The 25,715-nt window shown below is 61.2% G+C and carries 23 protein-coding genes and 1 other RNA gene; 8 read left to right on the top strand and 16 right to left on the bottom strand.

Annotated features, from left to right (window positions below):
* Window positions 1-7: 7 nt before the first annotated feature.
* Together PDO_RS08755 and ffs are read right to left on the bottom strand one after the other, a co-directional pair.
* Window positions 8-1,894, bottom strand: coding sequence for a DNA polymerase III subunit gamma/tau (locus tag PDO_RS08755; RefSeq protein WP_007600509.1), 1,887 nt, complete (start codon window positions 1,892-1,894; stop codon window positions 8-10).
* Window positions 1,895-1,976: 82 nt separating this feature from the next.
* Window positions 1,977-2,073, bottom strand: an RNA gene (gene ffs / locus PDO_RS27045) — signal recognition particle sRNA small type.
* 91 nt (window positions 2,074-2,164) lie between these two features.
* Between ffs and PDO_RS08750 the strand changes: the two genes are divergently transcribed.
* Together PDO_RS08750 and nudC are read left to right on the top strand one after the other, a co-directional pair.
* The gene (locus PDO_RS08750; RefSeq protein ID WP_007600508.1) at window positions 2,165-2,572 is read left to right on the top strand and encodes an HIT family protein; all 408 of its coding nucleotides are present in this window, start codon (window positions 2,165-2,167) and stop codon (window positions 2,570-2,572) included.
* Complete coding sequence (gene nudC / locus PDO_RS08745) at window positions 2,569-3,528, top strand: NAD(+) diphosphatase (RefSeq protein WP_007600507.1); 960 nt, start codon at window positions 2,569-2,571, stop codon at window positions 3,526-3,528. The genes PDO_RS08750 and nudC overlap by 4 nt, the downstream gene beginning before the upstream one ends.
* A gap of 20 nt (window positions 3,529-3,548) precedes the next feature.
* Here nudC and PDO_RS08740 read toward each other — a convergent pair whose 3' ends face one another.
* Both PDO_RS08740 and PDO_RS08735 read right to left on the bottom strand, forming a co-directional pair.
* Window positions 3,549-4,346 (bottom strand): prephenate dehydratase, encoded by a 798-nt coding sequence (locus PDO_RS08740; protein WP_244426395.1) that lies wholly within the window; start codon window positions 4,344-4,346, stop codon window positions 3,549-3,551.
* A 66-nt stretch (window positions 4,347-4,412) separates the two neighbouring features.
* The gene (locus tag PDO_RS08735; protein WP_037073031.1) at window positions 4,413-5,168 is read right to left on the bottom strand and encodes a 3-deoxy-manno-octulosonate cytidylyltransferase; all 756 of its coding nucleotides are present in this window, start codon (window positions 5,166-5,168) and stop codon (window positions 4,413-4,415) included.
* A gap of 154 nt (window positions 5,169-5,322) precedes the next feature.
* Here PDO_RS08735 and PDO_RS08730 point away from each other — a divergent pair, with 154 nt between their 5' ends.
* Complete coding sequence (locus tag PDO_RS08730) at window positions 5,323-5,880, top strand: c-type cytochrome (protein WP_007600503.1); 558 nt, start codon at window positions 5,323-5,325, stop codon at window positions 5,878-5,880.
* Window positions 5,881-5,965: 85 nt separating this feature from the next.
* Here the strand turns inward: PDO_RS08730 and PDO_RS08725 are convergent, their stop codons facing one another.
* On the bottom strand, window positions 5,966-6,910 hold the full coding sequence (locus PDO_RS08725) for an AEC family transporter (protein ID WP_007600501.1): 945 nt from the start codon (window positions 6,908-6,910) through the stop codon (window positions 5,966-5,968).
* 355 nt (window positions 6,911-7,265) lie between these two features.
* Here PDO_RS08725 and PDO_RS08720 point away from each other — a divergent pair, with 355 nt between their 5' ends.
* Window positions 7,266-8,258, top strand: a complete 993-nt coding sequence (locus PDO_RS08720; RefSeq protein WP_007600499.1) for an adenosine kinase — start codon at window positions 7,266-7,268, stop codon at window positions 8,256-8,258.
* A gap of 8 nt (window positions 8,259-8,266) precedes the next feature.
* On the opposite strand, the gene PDO_RS08715 is transcribed toward PDO_RS08720, so the two are convergent.
* Complete coding sequence (locus PDO_RS08715) at window positions 8,267-8,809, bottom strand: SH3 domain-containing protein (RefSeq protein WP_037073028.1); 543 nt, start codon at window positions 8,807-8,809, stop codon at window positions 8,267-8,269.
* Between the two features lie 191 nt (window positions 8,810-9,000).
* Here PDO_RS08715 and PDO_RS08710 point away from each other — a divergent pair, with 191 nt between their 5' ends.
* Entirely contained in the window at window positions 9,001-10,005 is a 1,005-nt protein-coding gene (locus PDO_RS08710; protein ID WP_037073025.1) for a 2-hydroxyacid dehydrogenase, read from the top strand.
* Between the two features lie 4 nt (window positions 10,006-10,009).
* Here PDO_RS08710 and PDO_RS08705 read toward each other — a convergent pair whose 3' ends face one another.
* The 3 genes from PDO_RS08705 to recF are packed head-to-tail and all read right to left on the bottom strand — an operon-like array spanning window position 10,010 to window position 12,449.
* Window positions 10,010-10,477, bottom strand: a complete 468-nt coding sequence (locus PDO_RS08705; protein WP_037073072.1) for a GNAT family N-acetyltransferase — start codon at window positions 10,475-10,477, stop codon at window positions 10,010-10,012.
* A 38-nt stretch (window positions 10,478-10,515) separates the two neighbouring features.
* A complete protein-coding gene (locus PDO_RS08700) occupies window positions 10,516-11,277 on the bottom strand; it encodes a molybdopterin-synthase adenylyltransferase MoeB (protein WP_007600494.1) in 762 nt (253 codons plus the stop codon).
* A 41-nt stretch (window positions 11,278-11,318) separates the two neighbouring features.
* Window positions 11,319-12,449, bottom strand: coding sequence for a DNA replication/repair protein RecF (recF, locus tag PDO_RS08695; protein ID WP_007600488.1), 1,131 nt, complete (start codon window positions 12,447-12,449; stop codon window positions 11,319-11,321).
* Window positions 12,450-12,613: 164 nt separating this feature from the next.
* Between recF and PDO_RS08690 the strand changes: the two genes are divergently transcribed.
* Together PDO_RS08690 and PDO_RS08685 are read left to right on the top strand one after the other, a co-directional pair.
* On the top strand, window positions 12,614-12,901 hold the full coding sequence (locus PDO_RS08690) for a hypothetical protein (RefSeq protein WP_007600486.1): 288 nt from the start codon (window positions 12,614-12,616) through the stop codon (window positions 12,899-12,901).
* Window positions 12,902-12,971: 70 nt separating this feature from the next.
* Window positions 12,972-13,181 carry a SlyX family protein gene (locus tag PDO_RS08685; protein ID WP_007600484.1) on the top strand — a complete coding sequence of 70 codons (210 nt, stop codon included), beginning with the start codon at window positions 12,972-12,974 and terminating at the stop codon, window positions 13,179-13,181.
* 124 nt (window positions 13,182-13,305) lie between these two features.
* Here PDO_RS08685 and dnaJ read toward each other — a convergent pair whose 3' ends face one another.
* The 7 genes from dnaJ to PDO_RS08650 form a co-directional block, all read right to left on the bottom strand.
* On the bottom strand, window positions 13,306-14,448 hold the full coding sequence (dnaJ, locus tag PDO_RS08680; RefSeq protein WP_007600481.1) for a molecular chaperone DnaJ: 1,143 nt from the start codon (window positions 14,446-14,448) through the stop codon (window positions 13,306-13,308).
* Window positions 14,449-14,452: 4 nt separating this feature from the next.
* Window positions 14,453-14,863 carry a hypothetical protein gene (locus tag PDO_RS08675; RefSeq protein ID WP_244426389.1) on the bottom strand — a complete coding sequence of 137 codons (411 nt, stop codon included), beginning with the start codon at window positions 14,861-14,863 and terminating at the stop codon, window positions 14,453-14,455.
* Window positions 14,864-14,925: 62 nt separating this feature from the next.
* The gene (gene dnaK / locus PDO_RS08670; protein WP_007600479.1) at window positions 14,926-16,839 is read right to left on the bottom strand and encodes a molecular chaperone DnaK; all 1,914 of its coding nucleotides are present in this window, start codon (window positions 16,837-16,839) and stop codon (window positions 14,926-14,928) included.
* A gap of 294 nt (window positions 16,840-17,133) precedes the next feature.
* The gene (locus tag PDO_RS08665; RefSeq protein WP_007600477.1) at window positions 17,134-19,368 is read right to left on the bottom strand and encodes a transglycosylase domain-containing protein; all 2,235 of its coding nucleotides are present in this window, start codon (window positions 19,366-19,368) and stop codon (window positions 17,134-17,136) included.
* 190 nt (window positions 19,369-19,558) lie between these two features.
* A complete protein-coding gene (locus PDO_RS08660; RefSeq protein WP_007600476.1) occupies window positions 19,559-20,017 on the bottom strand; it encodes a YbaK/EbsC family protein in 459 nt (152 codons plus the stop codon).
* A 323-nt stretch (window positions 20,018-20,340) separates the two neighbouring features.
* The gene (locus PDO_RS08655; protein WP_007600475.1) at window positions 20,341-21,729 is read right to left on the bottom strand and encodes a dipeptidase; all 1,389 of its coding nucleotides are present in this window, start codon (window positions 21,727-21,729) and stop codon (window positions 20,341-20,343) included.
* A 106-nt stretch (window positions 21,730-21,835) separates the two neighbouring features.
* Window positions 21,836-22,267 carry a MarR family winged helix-turn-helix transcriptional regulator gene (locus tag PDO_RS08650; RefSeq protein ID WP_037073067.1) on the bottom strand — a complete coding sequence of 144 codons (432 nt, stop codon included), beginning with the start codon at window positions 22,265-22,267 and terminating at the stop codon, window positions 21,836-21,838.
* 438 nt (window positions 22,268-22,705) lie between these two features.
* Between PDO_RS08650 and polA the strand changes: the two genes are divergently transcribed.
* Window positions 22,706-25,693: a DNA polymerase I gene (polA, locus tag PDO_RS08645; RefSeq protein WP_007600471.1), complete on the top strand. Its 2,988-nt coding sequence runs from the start codon at window positions 22,706-22,708 to the stop codon at window positions 25,691-25,693.
* Window positions 25,694-25,715: the final 22 nt, after the last annotated feature.

The following is a 25,715-nucleotide window of genomic DNA, read 5'->3' as shown; positions in this document are numbered from 1 at the left end:
AGGCGTTCTAGAATTCGATATCGTCGCCCGGCAGGATATCGCCTTCGTCGTTCTCGACAATCGCCGGCGGTGGACGCGTATCTTCATCCTCTTCCATTGTTCCGGCCTTGATGCGGACGTCGGTGATCTTGGCGCCGGGAAAACGCGCAAGGATCGCTGCAACATCCGGGTCTTGCCGGGCATCGCGCAGCCGCGTCTCGCGCGTGGTGTTTTCCACCTCGACAAGGGTAGGCGCCCCTTCCTCGCGGCTCAGAATGACCATCCAGCGGATTTCGGTCCATTCCTCCAGTCGTTTCTGCAGATCGCCGACCAGTGTCTTCGGCGCGTCTGGCGGCAGATTGATCTCCAGCCGGCCCGGCTCCAGTCGCACAAGACGGACGAAGCCACGCATCAACGCCTTCAGGCGCGGATCGCGGTTTTTGCTGCAAAGCTCGGCAATGTCTTCCAGCGACTTGATCTGGACCTTGGGTGTCGGTGCTTCTTGTACCTTCGGCTGCGCCCGCTCCATGGCGATAGGCAGCGCGTCGCCGGCCGGCACGCTTTGAAGATGGGCAACAGGTTGGCTGGATGCAATCCGCGGCGCACTGTCTGCTGACGGCTGGGCAACCGCCTGAACCCGCATCGCCATCGACGCACCACCACCGCCGCCGCCGCCGCCATTCGGGCGTGGCGCAGACGCTCCGCGCTCCGCCGGCTGGCCGTCGGACATCTCGAGCAGACGGCGGGCCGCATCTTCCGGCGATGGCAGATGCGCCGCGTGCGCCAGGCGGATGATGACCATTTCGGCAGCACCTGCAGGACGCGACGAGCCTTCTGCCTCCGGGATCCCCTTCAGGAGCATCTGCCACATGCGCGAAAGTGTCGTTACGGCCACGCTTTCGGCCAGCGATGCGCCGCGCACGCGCTCGACTTCGCTCAGCGAAGCATCCTGTGCGGCCGATGGAATATATTTGAGCCGGGTCACCAGATGGGTAAAATCGGCCAGATCCGTCAGCACTACGGTCGGGTTGGCACCCGCCTCATACTGGCCGCCGAATTCTTCAAGCGCCGCCGCGACATCGCCGCGCACAATATGGTCGAAAAGATCGACAATGCGAGCCCGGTCGGCAAGTCCGAGCATGGAGCGCACGGCATCGGCATGCACCGCGCCGCTGCCATGGGCAATGGCCTGGTCGAGCAGCGAAAGACCGTCGCGCGCCGAACCTTCGGCAGCGCGTGCGATCATCGCCAGCGCATCCTCGTCAGCCTGGATGCCCTCTTTGGATGCGATGGTCGAGAACAGCCCCACCAGATCGCTGGCGCTGATCCGGCGCAAGTCAAAGCGCTGGCAGCGTGACAGAACGGTAATCGGAACCTTGCGGATTTCCGTCGTGGCGAAAATGAACTTCACATGTTCCGGCGGCTCTTCGAGCGTCTTCAGGAGGCCGTTGAAGGCCGCCGTCGACAGCATGTGCACTTCGTCGATGATGTAAACTTTGTAGCGCGCCGAAACCGGGCGGTAGCGCACCTGCTCGATGATCTCGCGGATATCGTCGATCCCGGTATGCGATGCTGCGTCCATCTCGATGACGTCGACATGGCGACCTTCCATGATTGCCTGGCAATGCTCGCCGGGAATGCGAAGGTCGATCGTTGGCTTGTCGATTTCGGCTGTCTTGTAGTTGAGCGCGCGTGCCAGAATACGGGCCGTGGTCGTCTTGCCGACTCCACGGACACCGGTCAGCATATAGGCCTGGGCAATGCGGCCGGTCTCGAACGCATTGGTCAGCGTGCGAACCATCGGCTCCTGGCCGACCATCAGGTCGGAGAAATCCTTGGGGCGATATTTGCGGGCAAGCACGCGGTATCCGCCGGGGGCGGTTTTGGCCTCTGCAGTGGGCTCCAAATCGCTCATCGCGTTGCCAGCTTCCCCGTCCGCCCGGCTCGGGCATGGCGCGGCCCATGGTTTTGGATCACGGGCCGGAAATGATGATGAGGTGGGAGGCTGGCACGATGACCCGTGCCGCGCTCGTTAGGGCTGCTTCCTTCCGGATCTGACCCGGTTGGCGAGTGGCTCGTCCACCACCAACCTCCCGAGGTGACATATCGGCAATAACGACGGCAAATGCAAGCCAAGCCCGTAAAAAACTGCTACAGCATGGAAAAACAACAGCGGAGAAACACCTTGGAGCCATTTCTTCTCGATGAGCGTATTGCGCGCGACAGTCAGTCCATCCTGAAGCTGGGGCTTTGCGATCTGAGGCTTGCCCACGATAGCCGCTGGCCATGGTTGATCCTGGTGCCGCAGAGATCGGGCATGATCGAAGTTTTCGACCTGACTCCGCTCGATCAGGCCATGCTCACCTTCGAACAGGTGACGGTTGCCGCAGCCTTGAAGAAAGTGACCGGTGCGACCAAGATCAACATCGCGGCAATTGGCAATGTCGTGCGACAACTCCATGTCCATGTCGTTGCCCGCTTCGAGGATGATCCGAACTGGCCGGGTCCGATCTGGGGCCATGGATCGCCAATTGCCCATTCCGACGATACATTCAACGCGCTCAAGTCCCGGATTCTCGAAGCCCTGCAATGAAAAAACGATCCATTTTTGACACATCCGCGCCTCATCCAGAGGCCAGCGCACTCACCGCCTTTTCCGGCAATGGTCTTGATCGCAATGCCGAGCATCGCACGGAGGATAGCCTTGCCCACGCCATGGCGGTGGAAGGCACGCACCTTCTGGCCTTTGCTGGCAATCGCCTGGTGTTCAAACACGACGGCCAGATCCTCGATCCGCTCTTTGCACCATACGAATTGGTCGGGCTTGAGCCTGATCTCGACGGTGCGGTCCTGCTGGGCCACAAGCCGAATGGCGAGCCGCGCATTGCCGTGCCGGTGAATGCCGGCGAAGAACAGCTGGCTATGAATTACAAGGCGCTGACCGCGCGCGAACTGTTCCGGGAATCAGGCGTTGACGAGGAACTCGTCGGCGAAGCGGCGCAAGGATTCAGCCTGCTGCACTGGAATGCCGAGAACCGCTTCTGCGGCAGCTGTGGTCACACGATGGAAATGCGCATCGGCGGTTACAAGCGCGAATGCCTCTCCTGTGGCCGTGTCGCCTTTCCCCGCACCGATCCGGTTGTCATTATGATGACCGTGGATGAGGTGAATGACCGCTGTCTTCTGGGACGCGGCGCCCATTTCCCCGAAGGCATGTATTCCTGCCTGGCCGGCTTCATCGAGCCTGCGGAAACGATTGAGAATGCCGTACGCCGGGAGACCTTCGAAGAATCGGGCATCACCATAGGTCGGGTCCGCTATCACGCCACCCAGCCCTGGCCGATGCCGCATCAGTTGATGATCGGCTGCTATGCCGAGGCCCTGTCGCTTGATGTGACGCGCGATGAGGCCGAACTGGTCGATTGCCGCTGGTTCTCGCGTGCGGAAGTGCAATCGATGATCGATCTCACCAATGAAACCGCCAAAGCGCCTGCCAATGGGACTATCGCCCATCGGCTGATGAGCGATTGGCTTGACTGGGCGCGCTGAGCGCCCGGTCGTGTTTGGCGTCAAAGCTTGCCGCGCATCGCATGCGCCTTGTAGACGCCGAGAATGCGAACCTTTTCCGAGAAGAACCGCAGTTCTTCCAGAGCCCGCTTTACCGGCGCGTCGTCCGGATGCCCCTCGATATCGGCATAGAATTGGGTGGCGATGAACTTGCCGCCGATCTGGTAGCTTTCCAGCTTCGTCATGTTGACGCCATTGGTGGCAAAGCCGCCCATCGCCTTGTACAGAGCCGCCGGCAGGTTGCGCACATTGAACACGAAGGTGGTGATGAAAATCTCGTCGTCGCTCTTGCGCTTGGGCTCGTGCTCGTCGCGGGACAGGACAACGAAACGGGTGACGTTGTTGTCGGAATCTTCGACATTTTCCGCGATGATATCGAGACCGTAGAGCGAAGACGCCAGCCGCGGCGCGAGAGCCGCCATGCTGCGGTCTCCCTGTTCCGACACCTGCTTGGCGGCCCCGGCGGTATCGCCGGCGACGACGGCCTTCCAGCCATGGCTGCGGATGATCTTGCGGCACTGGCCCAGCGCATGGATATGGCTGTGCACGGTGCGGATCTCGTCAAGCTTCACCCCCGGCAGGACCATCAACTGGAAGCGGATCGGCATGAAATATTCGCCGCTGATATGCAGTCGCGACAGCGGCAGCAGATAATGGATGTCTGCGACGCGGCCGGCCAGCGTGTTTTCGATCGGGATCATCGCCAGATCGACGTCGCCGGTCTCCAGCGCCACGAAGGCATCCTCGAAGGTCGGGCAGGGCAGCGGCTCCATCGAGGGAAACATGTCCCGGCAGGCCATGTCGGAATTGGCGCCAAAGTCGCCCTGGAAGGAAATCTTGTTGGTCGGGGCCAAGGGTATGCGTCCTTAAATGGAGTGGGCCGAAAGAATGCGGCGGGCTTTTTCGAGGTCGGCCGGCGTATCGACGCCGAGCGGCACGGTTTTCACGATCTCAACATCGATACGCATCCCCGCCTCGAGCGCTCTCAGTTGCTCCAGCGACTCGCGCTTTTCCAGCGTCGAGGGCGATAGCTTGACGAACCGCTCCAGCGCGCTTCGGCGATAGGCATAAAGGCCGATATGGTGGTAAAGCGGTCCGGCGCCATGCGGCGCAGTCGTGCGGGTGAAGTATAGTGCCCGCAGTCGCGTATCGCTGAGCGGCGACCCAACCACCTTCACCACGTTGGGATTGGTCTTTTCGGCCTCGTCCTCGATTTCCACCGTCAGCGTTGCGATGTCGACGGCATCGTTGTCCAGCGGGCGGAGTGCGGCGCGGATGGTCTGCGGATCGATGGTCGGCAGGTCGCCCTGCACGTTGATGACGATTTCGGCTTTACCATCGGGATCGACCTTGCTCAAAGCTTCGAAGATCCGGTCCGAGCCGGATTGATGATCGACCCTCGTCATCACGACTTCGAAACCGGCTGCGGCAACCGCATCGAATGTCCGCTGGTCGTCGACCGCAACAATGATTCGTCCGACATCGGCCTCCTGTGCCCGCTTGGCCACCTGGACGATCATCGGCAGGCCGCAAATGTCCGCCAAAGGCTTGCCGGGAAGGCGGGTCGAGGCCATGCGGGCGGGAATTAGCACCACGGTTTTCCCGCTATCGTCTTTATTCATGCCTAACCCCTTCAAATCGCCGCGCAGAAGTGTCAATAAGTCCCAGTTGCGGGGACCATAATCGTGTTGCATGTGTTATGCAAAAGACATAGGTTCCGCGCGATTTCAAGATCGCTCGGTTGCTGATCGGCCGGCTGCATGGGGAGCTTTGCAGATGAATTCTTACGTGAATATGGGCGTGGGTGCCTTTCTGGGCACCGTCTTCGTCCTGATGTCTGTGTCCATCGCCTCGGAAGGGATTTTCCATTCGGAACATCCCGAGAAGGAAGGCTTCGCCATCGTGGCTGAGGCTGCTGAAGGCGAAGCTGCGCCGGAAGCCGCAGCGGCTGTGCCGATCGCGGTTCTGCTGGCCAGCGCCGATGCAACCGCTGGCGAAGGCGTCTTCAAGAAATGCGCGAGCTGTCACACCGATACCAAGGGCGGCGCCAACAAGGTTGGCCCGAATCTCTTTGGCCTTGTCGACCGTCCGATCGCAACGCATGAAGGCTTCAGCTATTCGGCTGCCATGAAGGATTTCTCCAAGGGTGGCACCGAACTCTGGACCTGGGATCACCTGAACGCCTTCCTGACGGCGCCGAAAAAGCATATCCCAGGCACCGCCATGGGCTTTGCCGGCATCAAGAAGGATGAAGAGCGCGCAAACCTAATCCTGTATCTGCACACCATGGCAGATGCTCCGGTCGCTCTGCCGGCGCCGCCGGTGACCAACTGATCATTCAGATCATTCCATTTGATGCCCGGCCTCGCGCCGGGCATTTTTGTTTGGGTCGGAGAGTGGGTTCGGATCAGGCTCTTCCTCAGAGCAGCAGCAGGGCCCAGAGCGAGACGCTGATCACGCCGATCGCCGTCGATTGAGTGATGATCGAGGCCGCAAGTCCCTGGCCCACGCCAAAGCGGCTGGCAATCAGCCAGGCATTGATCCCGGTCGGAACGGATGATGTGAGGACGAGCGCGGCGGTCCATTGCGGACTGAGGCCGAGCATTGTGGCGACCAGCCACACGGTTGCCGGCATGACGACCAGCTTGATCGCGGTCATGACGCTCGCGAACCGCACATTGCCCGCCATGCCATATTTTGTCAGCGTCATGCCAAGCGAGATCAAGGCCGCAGGTGCTGCCATCCCGGCCACCTGGCCGACGATACCGTCCAGCATCTGCGGCATCTTGAGACCGATGATCTGCAGCACCAGCCCCGCCATCAGGCCGATGATCAGCGGGTTGCGGATGAGATTTGCTCCGACCTGGCGCGAGACGGCCAGAATACCTTCCGATGGGCGGCCCGTAGTCTTCTGCTCCGCCCTTTCCATCGCCACGGTACCGGCGATCATCATCAGCGGCAGGTGCACGGCCAGCAGGATCGACATGGCGACGATCCCGTCCGGGCCAACCGTGCGGTCGACCAGTGGCAGGCCGATGAAGACATTGTTGGCGAAAGCGCCCGAAAGCCCCGCCAGAACGCCGATGCGCTGATCGCGACCGAAAAACCGCGTTGCGATGATGTGGCCCAGCGTCCAGGCGACCGCAACGCCGGCAAAATAGGCAATCCACAACCGGAATGGCGAGGCGCCATGGAAATCTGCATTGGCGATGGTGCGGAACATCAGCATCGGTACCGCCACCCTGAACACGAAGTCGCCGAGTCCGTCTCCAATGTCTGCCTTGAGGATTTTCAGCCTTACCAGCGACCAGCCGAACAGGATGAGAATGAAGATGGGCAAGACGTCTTGGGCAACGGATGACATGAAATGGGCGACTCGCAGGAAAAAGACAGGCTCTTTCTTAGACCCTGAAATCGCCGGCGACCAGCCTCGGAAGGCATGGCTTGGAACGACAAAAAGCAGGCAATGCCTGCTTTTACGCCCGGTTGAGCCGGGACCTGTATCCGCGCCGCCAGTACATCCGTGGTCGGCTTGGCCAGGTTGTGGAACCTGTCATGGTTCTTCGGATCGGCGCTGGGGAGCTTATGCCGTCCGCACAGGCATCCACTAGCCCGCCAAGGTAACAGCCGAATGACAACGAAGGTTTTCACCGCCCCCTTTCAAACCCGGGAAAAAAGGCTATGACCGTTCGGCCAAGACAACGGAGCCCAAGACCATCATGAGCCGATTCGACGTCCTCACTGTCGGTAATGCCATCGTCGACATCATTTCCCGCTGCGATGACCACTTTCTAATCGACAACGAGATCACCAAGGGTGCGATGAACCTCATTGATGCCGATCGTGCCGAGCGGCTCTACAGTCTGATGGGTCCAGCCGTCGAGGCATCTGGCGGCAGCGCCGGCAATACGGCCGCCGGCATCGCCAATTTCGGTGGCAGGGCCGCTTATTTCGGCAAGGTCGCCGAAGACCAGTTGGGTGAGATCTTCACCCATGACATCCGTGCCCAGGGCGTGCATTTCGAAACCCGCCCGCTGGGCAGCCAGCCGCCGACCGCGCGCAGCATGATCTTCGTCACCGAGGACGGCGAGCGTTCGATGAACACCTATCTCGGTGCCTGCGTCGAGCTTGGTCCGGAAGATGTCGAGCCGGAGGTTGTTGCCCAGTCCAAGGTCACCTATTTCGAAGGTTATCTCTGGGATCCGCCGCGTGCCAAGCAGGCGATCCTCGAATGCGCCCGCATTGCCCATGACAATGGCCGCGAAATGTCGATGACCTTGTCGGACAGTTTCTGCGTCGGCCGCTACCGCGAGGAATTCCTCGATCTGATGCGCTCCGGCACCGTCGACATTGTCTTTGCCAATGAGCAGGAAGCGCTGTCGCTCTATGAAACGGATGATTTCGCCGTTGCGCTCGACCGGATTGCTGCCGACTGCAAGCTTGCCGCTGTCACCATGGGCGAAAATGGCGCGGTCGTGGTCAAGGGCGACCAGCGAATCCGTGTTCCGGCGACCGTGGTTACCAATCTCCTGGATACGACTGGGGCCGGCGACCTTTTCGCTTCAGGTTTCCTGTTCGGCTACACCAATGATCGTTCGCTTGAGGATTGCGCCCATCTGGGCTGCTATGCCGCCGGCGTTGTCATCCAGCAGATCGGACCGCGTCCGATGAGCTCGCTGGACAAGGGCGCGCGCGCCGCAGGCCTGCTCTAAGGCAGGCCTTATTTGAAGGCCTCGCCGGGATAGGCACCCCAGATTTCCGCCTGCGCCACCCAGCCGGAAACCCCCTTGGTCTCGGCCTTGCACCAGTTGCCGTTGCATTCGTCGATCTTCAGCACGACGCCGGGCTCGAGTTTCGCGATGACGGCAGCCGACGACATGGAATCGCGCCGCATCATGACATAGACATTGTCGCCATTGGCGCGCATCCAGGGTGCGGCGACGGCGGTACGCTCGCCCGAAAGCAGCGTCTGGTTGACCCAGCCCTCGGTCCCGTCGGCATCGCGGATCTGCCGCCAGTTTTCGTATTCGCGGATGATCTCGACCGGCAGTCCCGATTTGAGATAGCGCCAGGAGACGGCGTAGTCGGTGCTCGGTCCGATACGCAGGTTGACCTTTTCCGCCTTCAGGCTGACAAAGCGAGGCAGAGGCAGTCCACTGGATCCCTTGGTCATCGCCTGGGCCACGGCACTCTCGGCCGCAGTCAGCAGCGACAGGAGCAGGATGCAGGAAGCAAAACTGATTCGGAGCGCGTTCTGGTTCATACTGGATCCGACTATGCGATGATGGAAGGGCATTCCGCGACTCCTGAACCTGTTCCGGCAGGCATTGAGACAAATCCGGAGTGGCGAGCGAGTTTTGTTTGTCTTCGCCAGCGGGTTTGGTAGAAATTGCTCTTTGGGGGAGTATCCCCCGTCTTGGTTAACGAGTTCTGAATAAGGCATTGATCCGTCCCATGACGAACAGGAAAAGACCCAAGGTCTATATTACCCGAAAATTGCCTGACGCTGTGGAAACGCGCATGCGCGAACTGTTCGACGCGGAGCTCAATATAGACGATGCACCGCGCAGCCGCGAAGAGCTGATTGCCGCGATGAAAGGCGCCGACGTTCTGGTGCCGACCGTCACCGATCGCATTGATGCGGCACTGATCGCAGAAGCCGGCCCGCAACTCAAGCTGATCGCCAGTTTCTCCAACGGTACGGATCACATCGACATAGATGCGGCGGCCCGCAAAGGCATCACCGTTACCAACACGCCGAATGTCCTGACCGAGGACACGGCCGATATGACCATGGCGCTGATTCTCGCCGTGCCGCGCCGGCTCGTCCAGGGTGCGCGCGTGCTGATGGACAAGCCGGGCGATTGGGCTGGTTGGTCTCCGACCTGGATGCTCGGCCGCCGGATCTCGGGCAAGCGCATCGGTATCATCGGCATGGGGCGCATTGGAACGGCCGTTGCCCGCCGTGCTAAGGCCTTTGGCCTGTCGATCCACTATCACAACCGCAAGCGGGTAAGCCCGCAGACCGAAGACGAACTGGAGGCGACCTATTGGGACAGCCTCGATCAGATGCTGGCAAGGGTTGATATCGTCTCGGTCAATTGCCCCTCGACGCCGGCCACATTCCATCTGTTGTCGGCGCGTCGTCTGGCGCTGCTGCAGCCGACGAGCTACATCGTCAACACGGCGCGTGGCGATATTATCGACGAGGATGCGCTGATCCAGTGCCTGAAGACCGGCAAGATCGCCGGCGCCGGGCTGGACGTTTTCGAGAACGAGCCTGCCGTCAATCCGAAACTGGTCAAGCTCGCCAATGAAGGCAAGGTCGTGCTTTTGCCGCATACCGGATCGGCGACGATCGAGGGCCGGATCGACATGGGCGACAAGGTGATCATCAATATACGCACTTATTTCGACGGTCACCGTCCGCCGAACAGGGTGCTGCCCAATCGTCCCTGAACGTTCAGGGCAGCCGTTTGCACATTTCAATCGAGGTCGTCCGGGTGAAGCCCGGATGGCTGTTTTCGGCCGTCTTGACGAACCCCCATGCGGCAAAGCGCCGGTGATTGCCGGCAAGCTCGATACGTGTCTCCAGTCGCAGCATGTCGCGCCCGAGATTCCTGGCGATCGTTTCGGCCTCGGTCAGCAGCCGATAGCCGATTCCGTGACCTTGCATATCGGCGGCCACAGCAAGCTTGCCGACATAGAGTGCCCTGGCTTCCGGTTTGACGAAAGCGCAGCCGACTAGCCTGCCGTCGAGGAACGCGGCCAGTCCGATCTCGTCCAGCGCCTTCTGCTTCAGCCCCTCCAGGCTCAACCGATGTGCCGAAGACGGCGGATCGATCACGCCATCCATATAGGCGAACGATCGGACGATCAGGTCGAAAAGCGCTTCGTAGTCGTGATATCCGGCTGCCCCGACCCGCCGGATTTCGACGCTGCCGTCCTCGCTCTCGTTCCCGTTCCCGTTCAAGGACGCGGCTCCCGACGGCGATAGCGGATAGTGTCGAATTTCGCCGTCAGCGCATCGTAGAGCAGCAGGCGCCCGATCAGTGGCTCGCCGGTGCCGGTCACCAGCTTGATTGCTTCCATCGCCATCAGCGTTCCGATGACGCCGGTCAGGGCGCCGATGATCCCGGCTTCGGCGCAGGACGGAATGAGGCCTTCCGGCGGTGCCTCGGGAAACAGATCGCGGTAGCGCGGGTTCTGCCGCCCCTCGGCATCGGTCAGGTGTGGAGCCAGCACCGTGACTGAGCCGTCGAAGCGGCCGACTGCCCCCGTCACCAGCGGAATGGCGCGTATCTCGGCCGCGTCCGCTGCGGCGTAGCGCGTTGCGAAATTGTCCGATCCGTCGATCAGAAGGTCGAAGCGTCCCAGATGGTCGCGGGCGAAGTGAGCGTCGAAGCGCGCCTCGTATTGCACCACACGGCAATGCGGATTGAGCCGGGCGATCGCCCGCGCAGCACTTTCGGTCTTCTTTTCCCCGATAGTACCGGTGTCGTGGATCACCTGTCGTTGCAGGTTGGAGAGGGAGACCCCGTCGTCATCGACAATCCCCATCGTGCCGATACCTGCGGCTGCGAGATACTGCAGCACGGGCGCGCCCAGCCCGCCGGCACCAATCACCAGCACGCGGGCGGATTTCAGTAATTGCTGTCCATGGCCGCCGATTTCCGGCAGCAGGATATGGCGGTGATAGCGGGAAAGTTCTTCGGGGAGCAACGGATCCATCAGGCGATCATGCCATGGGGGAGGCGGGCGGGGAAGAGCGCTCAGCCATCAAGGGTACCATCTTGGACGGTGATGACCTCGGCACGCTCGCCGAGTGCGGAAAACATCGACCTGTCCGTGCCGGTCATGAAGGCCTGCCCGCCCAGTGCGTCGATCCGGTCGAACAGCGCGGCCCGCCGGCCCTCGTCCAGGTGGGCGGCAATCTCGTCGAGCAGCAGAACCGGAGCAAATCCGGTCATCGTTCCGACAAGCCGGGCATGCGCAAGCACCAGCCCGATCAGCAAAGCCTTCTGCTCCCCCGTCGAACAGCGTTCGGCATTCATGTCCTTCTCGATATGGCGGATCTGCAGATCGACACGATGCGGGCCGTCCAGTGTCCGTCCGGCTGCCGCATCCCGGTGACGCGAAGACGCCAGCATCTGGATGTAGCGATCTTCCAGTTCGTAAGCCGGCCTGTCCGCTTCGTCGTCCATGAAGCCGCTGAGCGCAAGATGGGCCGAGGGAAAGCGCGATGTCTGCCGATCCCCCTCGATCAATCCGGCCAGTAGTCCCAGCATTTCCCGTCGCGCCGCCGCCATGGCAACGCCGAGCGCCGCCATCTGCTGTTCGATGCCCGACAGCCAAGCGGGGTCGAAGCGTCCGTCGGACAAAAGCCTGTTGCGGCTGCGCATGGCGCGTTCGAAATCGCCCGCGCGACGCCCATGGGCCGGATCCAGCGAAAGCACCAGCCGGTCGAGGAAACGCCGGCGATCGGCTGAAGGTCCGGTGAAAAGTCCATCCATCGCCGGTGTCAGCCAGAGGACGCGCAGGTGATCGGTCAGTTCGTCCACCGACTTGACCGGCGTGCCGTTGATCCTCAGTCGGCGAACGAGCGCTTCGTCATCGCTGCCGCCCTCGGTGCCGGTTCCGATCTGAACCTCGCCTGCCATGCCTTCGATCTCGGCAAAGATTGAGAAACCCGCAGGCGCGCCGACCCGGGCGATATCGGAAAGGACCGCACGTCTCAGGCCGCGACCGGGCGAGAGGAAGGAAACGGCTTCCATCAGATTGGTCTTGCCAGCGCCGTTTTCGCCGATCAGCACGACATGACGGCCGCCGAGGCTCAAGGAAGCCTGCGCATAGTTGCGGAAGTCGGTCAGCTTCAGTCGTTGGATATGGGTCTTCTGGATCATCGTTCGGATTCGCTCTTGCCTTGAGCTAGGCCGAACCAGACGCCATGGCAAGGGAGCAGCGATGGTTTCTCGTGGCCATCCCGCCTCTGCGACGTCATGCGACATGGCAAGAGGCTGGCGTTGCAGTAATGTGGACCATCTTGAAAGGCGAGGAACACTCCGCGATGAGGCCGGATCCCGACGAACTGACGCCCGAAGAGGCCCGCCGCGATCATTGGGACATGCTGCGCTTCCTGGCGCTCAATGCCGCCTTCGGTGCAATGCTTGGTCTTGTGACATCAGGCGCGATCCTCTGGCTCGATTTCGGAGGTGTGGGCACCTCACTTGCGCGCGCCAGTCATCCGGTCCTGCCGGCCTTGATGATGACTGTACCGCTCGCGCTCACCTTCGCGGCCGCGGTGACAGCGTCAGCCGTGATGTTGATGCCCTACAAGAAAAAGAAGCAAAGATAGCGCCTCCGGTTTGACGCTCCGGCATTCTTTCGGCATGAAGCCGCAGTTCAAACAGTCGGCGGAGAGAGCCATGAGCGACCAGGACGAACGCATCATGCGGCTGGAGGAGATGCTGGCCCACCAGGCGCGGGTGATCGATGATTTGTCCGATCAGCTTGCCGAGCAGTGGAAAGTGGTCGAGCAGACCCGAACCAAGCTTGAGCGGTTGTCGGAACGCTTTTCAAATATCGAGGAGCAGTCGCTCGACGCTCCGGCCATCACCAGGCCACCGCATTACTGATCCATTCTTGTCAGGTGTGCCGAGGCGGTGGACAATTGCGGATGCGATCCGCGCAAGCGGCGCACAAAAAACGGGCCGGAAAAATCCGACCCGTTTTGTCTCGCATGCAATAACCAGCACAGGATCAGTCGCTGAGCGTGTCGAAGAAATCCTTCATCCGGGAAAAGAAGCCCGTCGATTCCGGATTGTTTTCCTTCGACGACAACTGCTCGAATTCCTGCAGCAACTCGCGTTGGCGCTTGGAGAGCTTCTGCGGTGTCTCGATCTGGATCTGGATATAGAGATCACCCGTCTGCGTTGACCGCAGCACCGGCATGCCCTTGCCCTTGAGACGGAACTGCTTGCCCGGCTGCGTGCCTTCCGGCACGGTCACCCGCGATTTCGTCCCGTCCAGCGTCGCGACGTCAAAAGTGCCGCCAAGCGCTGCCGTCGTCATCGAAATCGGCACCGAGCAATAGAGATCGGCCCCGTCGCGCTGGAAGAATTCATGCGGCCTGACCGACAGGAATATGTAGAGGTCGCCTGACGGACCGCCTCTGAGACCGGCCTCGCCTTCGCCTTGCAGACGAATGCGCGTGCCGTCCTCGATGCCCGACGGAATGTTGACCGACAGCGAACGCTCTTCCGTCACGCGGCCCTGGCCATTGCACTTGCCGCACGGGTCCGAGATGGTCTGGCCCCATCCATGACAGGTGGGGCAGGTCCGCTCGATCGAGAAGAAGCCCTGCGCGGCACGAATGCGGCCGGAACCCTGACAGGTCGCGCAGGTGGTCGGCTTGGTGCCGGGCTTGGCGCCGCTGCCGGTGCAGACTTCGCAGGTGATCGAGGTTGGAACCCGGATCTGCGCGGTCTTGCCGGTAAAGGCTTCTTCCAGCGAGATTTCCATGTTGTAGCGCAGGTCCGCACCGCGCTCGCGTCCATTGGTGGACCGGGCGCGTCCACCGCGGGCGCCACCCATCATCTCGCCGAAGATGTCCTCGAAAATATCCGAGAAACCACCGCCGCCGGCAAAGCCTCCGCCTCCGCCGCCACCGCCGCCGTTTTCGAATGCAGCATGGCCGAACCGATCATAGGCCGCGCGCTTCTGCGGATCCTTCAAGGTCTCATAGGCCTCGTTGATCTCCTTGAACTTGCGTTCGGCGTCCTTGTCTTCGGGATTCTTGTCGGGATGGTAGACCATCGCAAGCTTGCGGAAGGCGCTTTTCAGCTCCTTCTCGTCTGCCGTTCGGCCAACCCCGAGGGTTTCGTAGAAATCTGCTTTTGCCATGATATTACAGAGCTCTCAAAGCTTTCTCCACGCTGGTGTGGCTGCCAGTTTTCTTGCCTGCCTGCTTGTCGCAAGTCAGCATGTCTTTCCGGAAATCTGATGAAGCGGAAACGGCGTCGTCCAGCAGGGCCTTGCGCGGTTCGCCCTTGCTGGCCAGCCCGTCGGATGCCGAGACTGCGGCGAAGGCCAGGGAATGAGCCGCCATGTCGCATGCCGAAACCTCACCCCCGCTTTCGCGTTTCTCCAGGGCAGCTTCGATGATCCGTCCGAGTTCGGTGCCGATACGAAACAGGCTGTTGCTGTCGCCTGCAGTAATGGCCTTGGCAATGGTCGACTCAGCGGTACTCACCTGGCGGTGAACGGCGCTGAGCTGAGCCTTGTCCTGTGCCTGGACGGCACCCGTCGCGACGACCAAAGAAAATGCGGCTGGCCCGAGGGCCAGCCACCTTGGAGACAAACGCCGCGTCGAGGCCCGCATTAGGCAGACTTCTTCGTGTCTTCGTCCTTCACTTCTTCATAATCGGCATCAACGATATCGCTATCCGGGCCATTCTGCGCATTGTCCGCGCCACCTTCAGCCTGCTGGGCTTCATAGATGGCCTGGCCAAGCTTCATGGACACTTCCATGAGGGTCTGCGTCTTTGCCTGGATGTCGTCTGCCGAAGGTTCGGAGACTTCGAGTGAGCCCTTCAGGGCAGCAATCGCATCTTCGATCGCCTTGCGATCGGTCTCGGAAACCTTGTCGCCAAACTCGCTGACCGACTTTTCGGTCGAGTGGATCAGGCTTTCGGCGCTGTTCTTGGCTTCGACGACGGCACGACGCTGCTTGTCCGCATCGGCATTGGCCTCGGCATCCTTGACCATCTTTTCGATGTCGGCATCAGACAGACCACCAGAAGCCTGGATGCGGATCTGCTGTTCCTTGCCGGTGCCCTTGTCCTTGGCCGAAACCTGCACGATGCCGTTGGCATCGATGTCGAAGGTCACTTCGATCTGCGGAACGCCACGGGGTGCCGGCGGCAGGCCGACGAGGTCGAACTGGCCAAGCAGTTTGTTGTCCTGGGCCATTTCGCGTTCGCCCTGCGATACTCGGATGGTCACGGCCGACTGGCTGTCTTCGGCGGTCGAGAAGGTCTGGCTCTTCTTGGTAGGGATCGTTGTGTTGCGATCGATCAGACGGGTGAAGACACCACCGAGCGTTTCGATGCCGAGCGACAGCGGGGTCACGTCCAGCAGCAGAACGTCCTTGACGTCACCCTGCAGAACGCCGGCCTGGATCGCGGCGCCCATGGCAACCACTTCATCCGGGTTGACGCCCTTGTGCGGCTCCTTGCCGAACAACTGCTTGACGATTTCCTGCACCTTCGGCATGCGGCTCATGCCGCCGACGAGAACAACTTCCTCGATTTCGGCAGCCGTGACGCCAGCATCCTTCAGCGCTGCCTTGCAAGGCGCAACGGTGCGCTGGATCAGGTCGTCGACCAGGTTTTCGAACTTGGCGCGGGTCAGCTTCATCGTCAGGTGCTTCGGACCGGTCGCATCCGCCGTGATGAACGGCAGGTTGATTTCGGTCTGCTGCGACGAGGACAGCTCGATTTTGGCCTTTTCAGCAGCTTCCTTCAGGCGCTGCAGGGCCAGCTTGTCGCCCTTCAGGTCGATGCCCTGGTCCTTCTTGAATTCCGCAGCAAGATATTCGACCAGACGCATGTCGAAGTCTTCACCACCGAGGAAGGTGTCGCCATTGGTCGACTTCACTTCGAAGACGCCGTCGCCGATTTCCAGAACCGAGATGTCGAAGGTACCGCCACCCAAGTCATAGACGGCAATCGTCTTACCTTCGCGCTTGTCCATGCCATAGGCAAGGGCAGCTGCGGTCGGCTCGTTGATGATGCGCAGCACTTCGAGACCAGCGATGCGGCCGGCATCCTTGGTGGCCTGGCGCTGGGCGTCGTTGAAGTAAGCGGGAACGGTAATGACGGCCTTTTCGACCTTCTCGCCGAGATAGGCTTCTGCCGTTTCCTTCATCTTCTGCAGGATCATGGCCGAGATCTGCGAAGGCGAATAGGCCTTGCCCTGCGCTTCGACCCAGGCGTCGCCATTGTCACCCTTGACGATATGGAACGGCACGAGGCTCTTGTCCTTCTCGACCGTCGGGTCTTCGTAGCGGCGGCCGATCAGGCGCTTGACGGCGAAGAGCGTGTTGGTCGGGTTGGTCACAGCCTGACGCTTGGCCGGCTGGCCGACAAGGCGTTCGCCATCATCGGAAAATGCCACCATCGACGGCGTGGTGCGTGCGCCTTCAGAATTCTCGATGACCTTCGCGTCCTTGCCGTCCATGACGGAGACGCAGGAGTTGGTCGTTCCAAGGTCGATACCGATTACTTTAGCCATTTCATTCTCTCCTTGAAGCAGGCTGTCGGAACCCCGATCAGGCATTCCCTGACAGCCCCTCGACGTGGACGGTCTGTGATATTCGCAGCCACGCTGCGGTTATGTCGCGTATATAAGAAGCAGTTTTTCGGACTGCAAGGCTGGAATTCCGCTGTAATCCAGTAAATAGAACAGATTGGCGGCGGTTTTCTCCACCAGAAATGGGATGCCGCTCCCGCTTTGCCAAGCAGATTTCCTAGAGAGGCAGGCTTGCGTCTGGCATGCCGCCCGGGAACTATGCTTTTTCGGTGAAGATCATTGCCCCAGAATGAGGTCGAGCAGGGTGGTGCGACGCCGTTCGCCACCTGCGGACTGGGCCGGTCCGACATCGCCCGGCGGGGTCGGGCCGGTGGCGCCGGTCATCCCGGGTTCTCCGCCTTGAGCCTGCGGCGGCGCCTCGGGTTGCGCGGGATAGCGCTCCTCGCCACCACCCGTGAACACGTCGGAAATGATTGTGCCGATCGTCATGTCCTCCTGCTGCGGTGCCGGTTCATAGTAATCGCCGCCGGGCAAGGGTGCCGGAGAAAGCCCCTGATGGGCGGCGGTCATGAAGTCATGCCAGGCCACGGCCGGAAGACCGCCGCCGGTGACTTTTTTCATCGACTGGCCATCGTCATTGCCGAACCAGACGCCGGTGGTCAGGTTGCTGGTATAGCCGACAAACAGCGCATCGCGGAATGACTGCGTCGTGCCGCTCTTGCCGGCCGCCTCCCAGCCCTTCAGGCGGGCCTTGCGGCCGGTGCCGTTGTTGATCACGCCCATCATCATCTTGTTCATCGACGACACGACGCCGTCACTGAGGACACGCGGCGGCTCGAGATAATTGTTCTCGTAGATCACCGTGCCGTCGGTCTTCAGGATCCGCCGGATCACATGCGGCGTCGCCTTGTAGCCGCCGTTCATGAACGGTGCATAGGCAGCTGTCAGTTCGAGCAGCGAAACTTCCGAGGTGCCGAGCGCGATCGAGGCATTGTTTTGCAGATCCGAATCGATGCCCATCCGATGCGCGAGCTTGATCACCTGGTCGGGGCCGACCTCCATCACCATCTGCGCCGCAATCGTATTCAGCGAATCCTCCATCGCCTGGGTCAGCGTGACCGGGCCGCGAAATTTCTGGTCGTAGTTTTCCGGCGTCCAGGCGCCGATCCGGATCGGTGCGTCGTTGCGGATCGAATCCGGCCGCAGGCCGATTTCCATGGCGGCCGCGTAGACGAAGGGCTTGAATGCCGAGCCCGGCTGCCGCTTGGCCTTGACCGCGCGGTTGAACTGGCTTTCGGCATAGTCGCGCCCGCCGACCAGCGCCCGGATCGCGCCGGTGCCATCGATCGACACCAGCGCCGCTTGGGACGCATTGAGCTTGGCGCCATCGGCCGCCAGTGTCTCTGTGAGCGCCGCTTCCGCCTTTTTCTCCAACGTCATGTCGATGGTCGTCTCGACCACCAGATCCTCGGTCACCGTGCCGATCAGGCCCGTGACTTCATCCTTGACCATGTCGGCGACATATTGCCCGGCACCGCTCCAGTACCGCTTCGCCCGCGTCGGCGATTGCGACATCGCGGTCTTGATTTCGTCGTCGGTAATATAGCCTTCTTCGCGCATCGCCCCGAGGACCACCTGGGCGCGGGCCTCCGCGGCTTCAGGATCGCGGGCAGGCGAGAGCCGTGACGGCGCCTTGAGCAGTCCGGCCAGAAGGGCTGCCTCGCCAAGGTTCACGTCGCGTGCCGACTTGTTGAAATAGCGCCTTGCCGCCGCCTCGACGCCGTAGGCGTTCGAACCGAAATAGACCCGGTTCAGATACATCGCCAGGATCTGGTCCTTGGTGAATTTCTGCTCCAGCCAGAAGGACAGGAGCACTTCCTGGACCTTGCGCTCGATCGTGCGCTCCGGCGACAGGAACAGGTTCTTGGCCAGCTGCTGGGTCAGTGTCGAGCCACCCTGCAGACTGCCGCTTCCGGTCAGGTTGTTGACCACGGCGCGCGCCAGGCCGAGCGGATCCACGCCGAAATGCGAATAGAAGCGCCTGTCCTCGATCGCCATGACCGCTTGCGGGATATAAGGCGACATTTCCTCCAGCGGCAGTGCCTCGCCGCCGGTTGCGCCGCGATTGGCGATGACGGTTCCCTCGACCGAAACGATCTTCATGTTCGGCGGGCGTTCGGGAATAGACCAGCTGCTCGCACTGGGCATCTGCATCCCGTAGTAGAAGATGAGCCCGCCGACGGCGATCCCGCCCCAGATCGACAGAACGAAGCACCAGTAGATCAGCTTGCCAATGCCAAAGCCGCTTCTGGGCGCAGGCTTCGCCTTGCGGCCACGCGCCGACGGTTTCGCCTTCGCCTTCGTCTGGGATTTGGCCCCCTTGGTTCCCGTCTTCGCCTGACTGCTTCGCCCGCCGAGCCGATCGTTGGCATCAAGGCGAAAATCCTCCTCCTCTCGATCTTCCTCGAAAGTCGGTTCGACACGGTCGCGGGATTTGCCTCTGGTCACCATCGAGGACGGTCTGCTCCGGATAGGTCTCGGACGCCGCGGCATGGGTGCCGCGCCAGCGTCAGGTTGATGTCGAGGGCAGGCTTCATTCGACGATGGTTAGCCTGCTTCCGATCTGAACACTAAATGCGGCGATTTAAGGGGTGGTTAAGAGGCCGTAAACAGGCCGTTTTCCCGATGTCTGGCGTTTGATCTACTGGCAGAGATCAGCCCATTCGGCACCGGTCAGTTCGGCCATCCGCTGCGGTGAGATCCGAACCGCTGCATTCGTCGCGCCGGCGGCCGGAACCACTTCATCGAAGCCTTGCAGCGACAGATCGCAATAGACCTTCAGCGGCGACGGCAGGCCGAAAGGGCAGACGCCGCCGACCGGATGGCTGGTTGCCTCAATGACGCCATCGGCATCGAGCATGCGCGGCTTGACCCCGAATAGATCCTTGAACTTGCGATTGTCGAGCCGCTTCGTGCCGGCGGTCACCACGAGCACCACGTCCTCGCCGATCCTGAGGCAGATCGTCTTGGCGATCTGGTCGGGCTCGACGCCATGGGCTTCGGCGGCCAGTGGTACGGTTGCCGAACTGGCTTCCGTGACGATCACGGAAATCCCAGGCGCATGGGTGAGGAAAAAGCTGCGGACGGTCTCAAGGCTCATGCGCCAAGGTTACGCTGACGCCGGCAAGTTGCGCAAGGCGCGACCGACATGAAGTGCATCGCCTTGAAAAATGCAGCCGAGATCCCATCTATACTTGAGCCAAGCGAAGAGTCTGGCATGCAGAACCCTTCAAGCGTTCTCGTCGGAGTTAACCCGGTGTTAAGCATCAGGCCCCATTCTGGGCGTCAGGGTGTGAGTGCGCAGAGCGCGCGGACACTGCAGATCGCATGGCACGTTTCCGTTTTTGACCACGGATGTACTGGCAGGGATGTAGAAACGTAAAGGAAAGGCCGGTTTTCACCGGCCTTTTTGCTTTTCTGGGTTCAGTTTTTCGCAAGCGCGTCGAGAATGCGGATCCAGGACCGGATCCCCTTGTGGAACGAATTCAGGTCATATTTCTCGTTCGGAGAATGGATGCGGTCATCCACCTGACCAAAACCGACCAGCAGCGAATCCATGCCCAGCATCTTCTGGAAGTCGCCGACGATCGGGATCGAGCCGCCCATGCCGATGACAACCGCAGCCTTTGGCCACTCATCCGACAGCGCGTTCTTCGCCTTGGTCAGAACCGGGGAATCGTAGGACAGCTGGATGGCCGGTGAGCCGCCATGTTCATGGAAATCGACAGAGCAATCGGCGGGAATGCGGGACTTCACATAGGTGCGGAAACTGTCGCGAATTTTCGTCGGGTCCTGGTCGCCGACGAGGCGGAATGACACCTTGGCGGAGGCCTTGGCCGCGATCACCGTCTTGAAACCTTCGCCGGTATAGCCGCCGATGATGCCGTTGACCTCGGCAGTCGGCCGCGCCCAGGTCAATTCCAGCACCGAGCGACCCTTTTCGCCGGATGGGATTGAAAGGCCGACCTCGCCGAGGAAACTTTCAGCCGTGCGGCCGAGGCTGTCCCACGATGCCTTGATGTTCGACGGTGTTTCCTCGACGCCCTCGTAGAAGCCGGGCAGCGTCACATTGCCGGTCTCGTCATGCAGGTCGGCCAGGATCCGCGTCAGGATATGCACCGGGTTGGCGGCCGCGCCACCGAACAGGCCGGAATGCAGGTCGCGGTCGGCGGCAGTGATGGTGATTTCCTCGCCGACAAGACCCCGCAGGGCGGCCGCAATCGCCGGTGTCTCGCGGTCCCACATGCTGGTGTCGCAGACCAGGGCGAAATCGGCCTTCAGTTCGGCTTCATTGGCGCTGAGGAAAGGTTTCAGCGACGGCGAACCGGATTCTTCCTCGCCTTCGAACAGGATCGTGATGCGCACCGGCAGGCTGCCGTTCACGGCCTTGTAGGCGCGGCAGGCTTCGAGGAAGGTCAATAGCTGCCCCTTGTCGTCGGACGTGCCGCGACCGGTGATCACCTTGCGGCCGTCCTTTTCCTTGATCGCCGGTGCAAACGGATCGTCTTCCCAAAGGTTCAGCGGATCGACTGGCTGTACGTCATAGTGGCCATAGAACAGGGCATGCGGCGCGTCTTCGCTGGCCGCAGTATGATGGGCAACAACCATTGGATGGCCGGGCGTCTCGCGCACTGAGGCCGTAAAGCCAAGGTCGTTCAGTTCCTTGACCAGCCATTCGGCGGCCCGCTGGCAATCTGCCTTGAAGGCCGGATCGGTCGAGATCGACGGAATGCGCACGAGCTCGAAAAGGCGCTCGAGGCTCTGCGGCAAGGTCTCGTCGGCCTTGGCAAGGAGAGGGGAAAGATCGGTCATGGCAATATCCTGCGCGATTGAAATCGGCGGGACGATAGAGCAAAGCGTTGGCGGTTTCGAGGTTGTCGGGGCGTGATTTTTTCTTCAAGCGCGAGATTTCTCTGATTCACAGCTTGCGCGTGTTGGCGATTGCCCAGCGAATGTATTCTTTCAGCAATTCCTTCTCGAAGCGTCGGAATCCGGCAAAGACAGCCTGCTCCGCGTCCTCCGCTGCCGCCATGGCTTCACCCCGCATCGACCTTGCCTTTTCGGTCAGGAAAACCTGTTGTGCGCGCTTGTCCTTGGGGTGGATGCGCCGCTCGATCAGCCCGTCGCGCTCCATCCGTGCCAGCGTGTTGGCAATGGTCGCCTGCTCGACATCGACCCGGTCGAGCAATTGTCGCTGCGTCAGGCCTTCTTCCTCCCACAGTTCCAGCAGGATCGGAAACTGGCCTGGTGAAAAGCCAAGCCGCGCCGCCCGGCTTTGCAGGGCACGGGTAAAGCCGCGCGCCAGCTGGGTCGCAAGGGAAGTGGCCGATTCTGAGCGTTCATGGGCCATGGGACTGAACATGTCGCTGTTTGCCTTCACGGGAATATCGCATGCGATCCATTCCCGGGGCTGACCATTTTTTGGATGAGGCATTCCGAATAAATAAAGCCGTCGTGGCGGGCGGGGGGGACTGCCACGACGGCTTCAGAATATAGGGACAAAGGCCCGGAGAGGGGGATAAGGCCTTTGTCCAAGTCTGAAGCGGCGGGGGACGAGCCTCAATCAGACTACGACGTGATCAGGCGTCGATGAGTATCAAATGTGCGGTGGAATGTGGTTTTTCAAGGGAAGCGCTTATTACAAATCGGTAAGCTTTTCGTGATTGCCGGTTTGCCGTCGGATGCTCCCCTCCAGCTGCCCCGGCGCATTTCAATCACACGGTGAATTTGCGGTTGGGCAGTCAAACCGCAATGGACCTTTTCGCCGCCTCGCGCTATCCATGCCGACATGAAAAAAGGCGATCATCTCTTTCTCGTTGACGGCTCCGGATTCATCTTCCGGGCGTTCCACGCCATTCCGCCGCTGAACCGCAAATCCGACGGCCTGCCCGTCAATGCGGTCTCCGGCTTCTGCAACATGTTGTGGAAACTGCTGCGCGATGCGCGCAATACCGATGTCGGCGTGACGCCCACCCATTTCGCGGTCATCTTCGACTATTCCTCAAAGACCTTCCGCAATGCGCTTTACGATCAGTACAAGGCCAACCGTTCGGCACCGCCGGAGGACCTGATCCCGCAATTCGGTCTTATCCGTCATGCCACGCGCGCCTTCAACCTGCCCTGCATCGAGACCGAAGGCTTCGAAGCCGACGATATCATCGCGACCTATGCCCGGGCTGCGGAAGCCATCGGCGCTGATGTCACGATCATCTCTTCCGACAAGGACCTGATGCAGCTCGTCACGCCGAACGTGCATATGTACGACGCGATGAAGGACAAGCAGATCGGTATCCCGGACGTTGTCGAGAAATGGGGCGTGCCACCGGAAAAGATGATCGACCTGCAGGCGATGACCGGCGATTCCACCGATAATGTTCCGGGCATCCCCGGTATCGGTCCGAAGACGGCCGCCCAATTGCTTGAGGAATTCGGCGATCTGGAAACGCTGCTCGCCCGTGCGGGCGAGATCAAGCAGCAGAAGCGCCGCGAAAACATCATCGCCAATGCCGATCTCGCCCGTATCTCGCGCCAGTTGGTTGAACTGCGCACCGATGTGCCCCTCGACATGGCGCTCGAAGACCTGACTCTGGAGCCGCAGGATGGCCCCAGGCTGATCGCCTTTCTCAAGGCGATGGAATTCACCACCCTTACCCGTCGTGTTGCCGAGGCAACGGGCGCCGATGCCGCTGTCATCGATGCCGCCGACGTTCCGGTCGAGCGCGATGGCCGAGCCCATGGCCCGGATCTTGATGTCCAGCCCGCGGCGGCTTTGGAGCCTGCCTCCGCATCCGCCGAAGCGCCGGCTGCATCTGCCGGTGCCGCCGATCCGGATGGTTCAAGGCCGGCAACCCTTGCCAAGGCCCGCGCCGATGCATTTGCATCGCTGCCGATTGATCGTTCCGGCTATGTGACAATCCGCGATCTGCCATCGCTGCGCCAATGGATTGCCGATGCCCGCGAAACCGGCCTTGTCGCCTTTGATACGGAAACCACGTCGATCGATCCGATGCAGGCGGATCTGGTCGGCCTGTCGCTGGCAATCCAGGACAATCGCACCACGCCGGGCTCTGCCAGTATCCGCGCTTGCTATGTGCCGCTGGCGCACAAGACTGGCCGCGATGACCTGTTCAGCGATGGCGTCAAGCTCACCGAAGGCCAGATCCCGATGGCCGACGCGCTGGCGGCACTGAAGGACATGCTGGAAGATCCAGCCGTGCTCAAGGTCGCGCAGAACCTGAAATACGACTACCTGGTGATGAAACGCCACGGCGTCGTCATCGAAGGTTTCGATGACACGATGCTGATGTCCTATGTGCTGGATGCCGGAAGAGGCAATCACGGCATGGACACCCTGTCGGAAAAATGGCTCGGCCACACGCCGATCGCCTTCAAGGAGGTCGCCGGCTCCGGCAAGTCGCTGGTCACCTTCGATCAGGTCGATATCGACAAGGCGACCGCCTATGCCGCCGAAGATGCCGACGTGACGCTGCGCCTCTGGCTGGTACTGAAACCACGCCTTGCCGCCGAAGGCCTGACCCGTATATATGAACGCCTCGAACGGCCGCTCGTGCCGGTGCTGGCGGACATGGAAGAGCGCGGCATCACGGTCGATCGCCAGATCCTGTCGCGTCTCTCCGGTGAACTCGCCCAGAAGGCGGCCGCCACCGAAGACGAGGTCTATGAACTCGCCGGCGAACGTTTCAACATCGGCTCGCCCAAGCAGCTCGGCGACATCCTGTTCGGCCGCATGGGCCTGCCCGGTGGTTCCAAGACCAAGACCGGCCAATGGTCGACGTCAGCGCAGGTGCTCGAAGATCTCGCGGCCGAAGGCGCGCCATTGCCGCGCAAGATCGTCGACTGGCGCCAGCTGACCAAGCTGAAATCCACCTATACCGATGCGCTTCCGGGTTATGTGCATCCGCAGACCAAACGTGTGCACACCAGCTACTCGCTGGCCTCAACCACGACCGGGCGCCTGTCCTCGTCGGAACCGAACCTGCAGAACATTCCGGTGCGCACGGCAGAAGGCCGCAAGATCCGCACCGCCTTCATCTCGACGCCGGGCCACAAGCTGCTGTCGGCCGACTATAGCCAGATCGAACTGCGCGTGCTTGCCCATGTCGCTGATATTCCGCAGTTGCGCCAGGCCTTTGCCGATGGCATCGACATTCATGCGATGACCGCGTCGGAAATGTTCGGTGTGCCGGTCGAGGGCATGCCGTCGGAGGTCCGCCGCCGCGCCAAGGCGATCAACTTCGGCATCATCTACGGCATTTCCGCCTTCGGCCTCGCCAACCAGCTGTCGATCGAACGCTCCGAGGCGGGCGACTACATCAAGAAATATTTCGAGCGCTTCCCGGGCATCAAGGACTATATGGAGAGCACCAAGGCCTTCGCCCGCGAAAATGGTTATGTCGAAACGATCTTCGGTCGCCGGGCCTATTATCCCGAAATCCGCTCGTCCAACCCGTCGATGCGCGCCTTCAACGAACGCGCCGCGATCAACGCCCCGATCCAGGGCTCGGCCGCCGACGTCATCCGCCGCGCCATGATCAAGATCGAGCCGGTACTGGCCAAGGCCGGTCTTGGCGAACGCGCACGCATGCTCTTGCAGGTGCATGACGAACTGATCTTCGAAGTCGAGGACGATGCGATCAAGGCTGCCATGCCGCTCATCGTCGATACGATGGAAAATGCCGCCATGCCGGCCGTCTCCATGCGGGTGCCGCTGAAGGTCGATGCCCGCGCCGCACACAACTGGGACGAAGCGCACTGAGCGCGCGTTCCGATCACACAGG

The sequence above is a fragment of the Rhizobium sp. PDO1-076 genome (assembly GCF_000247475.1).
Taxonomy (GTDB): Bacteria; Pseudomonadota; Alphaproteobacteria; order Rhizobiales; family Rhizobiaceae; genus Allorhizobium.
Note: the sequence above shows the minus strand (reverse complement) of the source record. Positions and strands in the feature narration are given on the sequence as shown.

Coding starts and splice junctions, on each gene's coding strand:
- PDO_RS08755 (WP_007600509.1), bottom strand. CDS start 1,894: ATGAGCGATTTGGAGCCCACTGCAGAGGCCAAAACCGCCCCCGGCGGA.
- nudC (WP_007600507.1), top strand. CDS start 2,569: ATGAAAAAACGATCCATTTTTGACACATCCGCGCCTCATCCAGAGGCC.
- PDO_RS08740 (WP_244426395.1), bottom strand. CDS start 4,346: ATGGCCTGCCGGGACATGTTTCCCTCGATGGAGCCGCTGCCCTGCCCG.
- PDO_RS08735 (WP_037073031.1), bottom strand. CDS start 5,168: ATGAATAAAGACGATAGCGGGAAAACCGTGGTGCTAATTCCCGCCCGC.
- PDO_RS08730 (WP_007600503.1), top strand. CDS start 5,323: ATGAATTCTTACGTGAATATGGGCGTGGGTGCCTTTCTGGGCACCGTC.
- PDO_RS08725 (WP_007600501.1), bottom strand. CDS start 6,910: ATGTCATCCGTTGCCCAAGACGTCTTGCCCATCTTCATTCTCATCCTG.
- PDO_RS08720 (WP_007600499.1), top strand. CDS start 7,266: ATGAGCCGATTCGACGTCCTCACTGTCGGTAATGCCATCGTCGACATC.
- PDO_RS08715 (WP_037073028.1), bottom strand. CDS start 8,809: ATGAACCAGAACGCGCTCCGAATCAGTTTTGCTTCCTGCATCCTGCTC.
- PDO_RS08710 (WP_037073025.1), top strand. CDS start 9,001: ATGACGAACAGGAAAAGACCCAAGGTCTATATTACCCGAAAATTGCCT.
- PDO_RS08700 (WP_007600494.1), bottom strand. CDS start 11,277: ATGGATCCGTTGCTCCCCGAAGAACTTTCCCGCTATCACCGCCATATC.
- recF (WP_007600488.1), bottom strand. CDS start 12,449: ATGATCCAGAAGACCCATATCCAACGACTGAAGCTGACCGACTTCCGC.
- PDO_RS08690 (WP_007600486.1), top strand. CDS start 12,614: ATGAGGCCGGATCCCGACGAACTGACGCCCGAAGAGGCCCGCCGCGAT.
- PDO_RS08685 (WP_007600484.1), top strand. CDS start 12,972: ATGAGCGACCAGGACGAACGCATCATGCGGCTGGAGGAGATGCTGGCC.
- dnaJ (WP_007600481.1), bottom strand. CDS start 14,448: ATGGCAAAAGCAGATTTCTACGAAACCCTCGGGGTTGGCCGAACGGCA.
- dnaK (WP_007600479.1), bottom strand. CDS start 16,839: ATGGCTAAAGTAATCGGTATCGACCTTGGAACGACCAACTCCTGCGTC.
- PDO_RS08665 (WP_007600477.1), bottom strand. CDS start 19,368: ATGGTGACCAGAGGCAAATCCCGCGACCGTGTCGAACCGACTTTCGAG.
- PDO_RS08660 (WP_007600476.1), bottom strand. CDS start 20,017: ATGAGCCTTGAGACCGTCCGCAGCTTTTTCCTCACCCATGCGCCTGGG.
- PDO_RS08655 (WP_007600475.1), bottom strand. CDS start 21,729: ATGACCGATCTTTCCCCTCTCCTTGCCAAGGCCGACGAGACCTTGCCG.
- PDO_RS08650 (WP_037073067.1), bottom strand. CDS start 22,267: ATGGCCCATGAACGCTCAGAATCGGCCACTTCCCTTGCGACCCAGCTG.
- polA (WP_007600471.1), top strand. CDS start 22,706: ATGAAAAAAGGCGATCATCTCTTTCTCGTTGACGGCTCCGGATTCATC.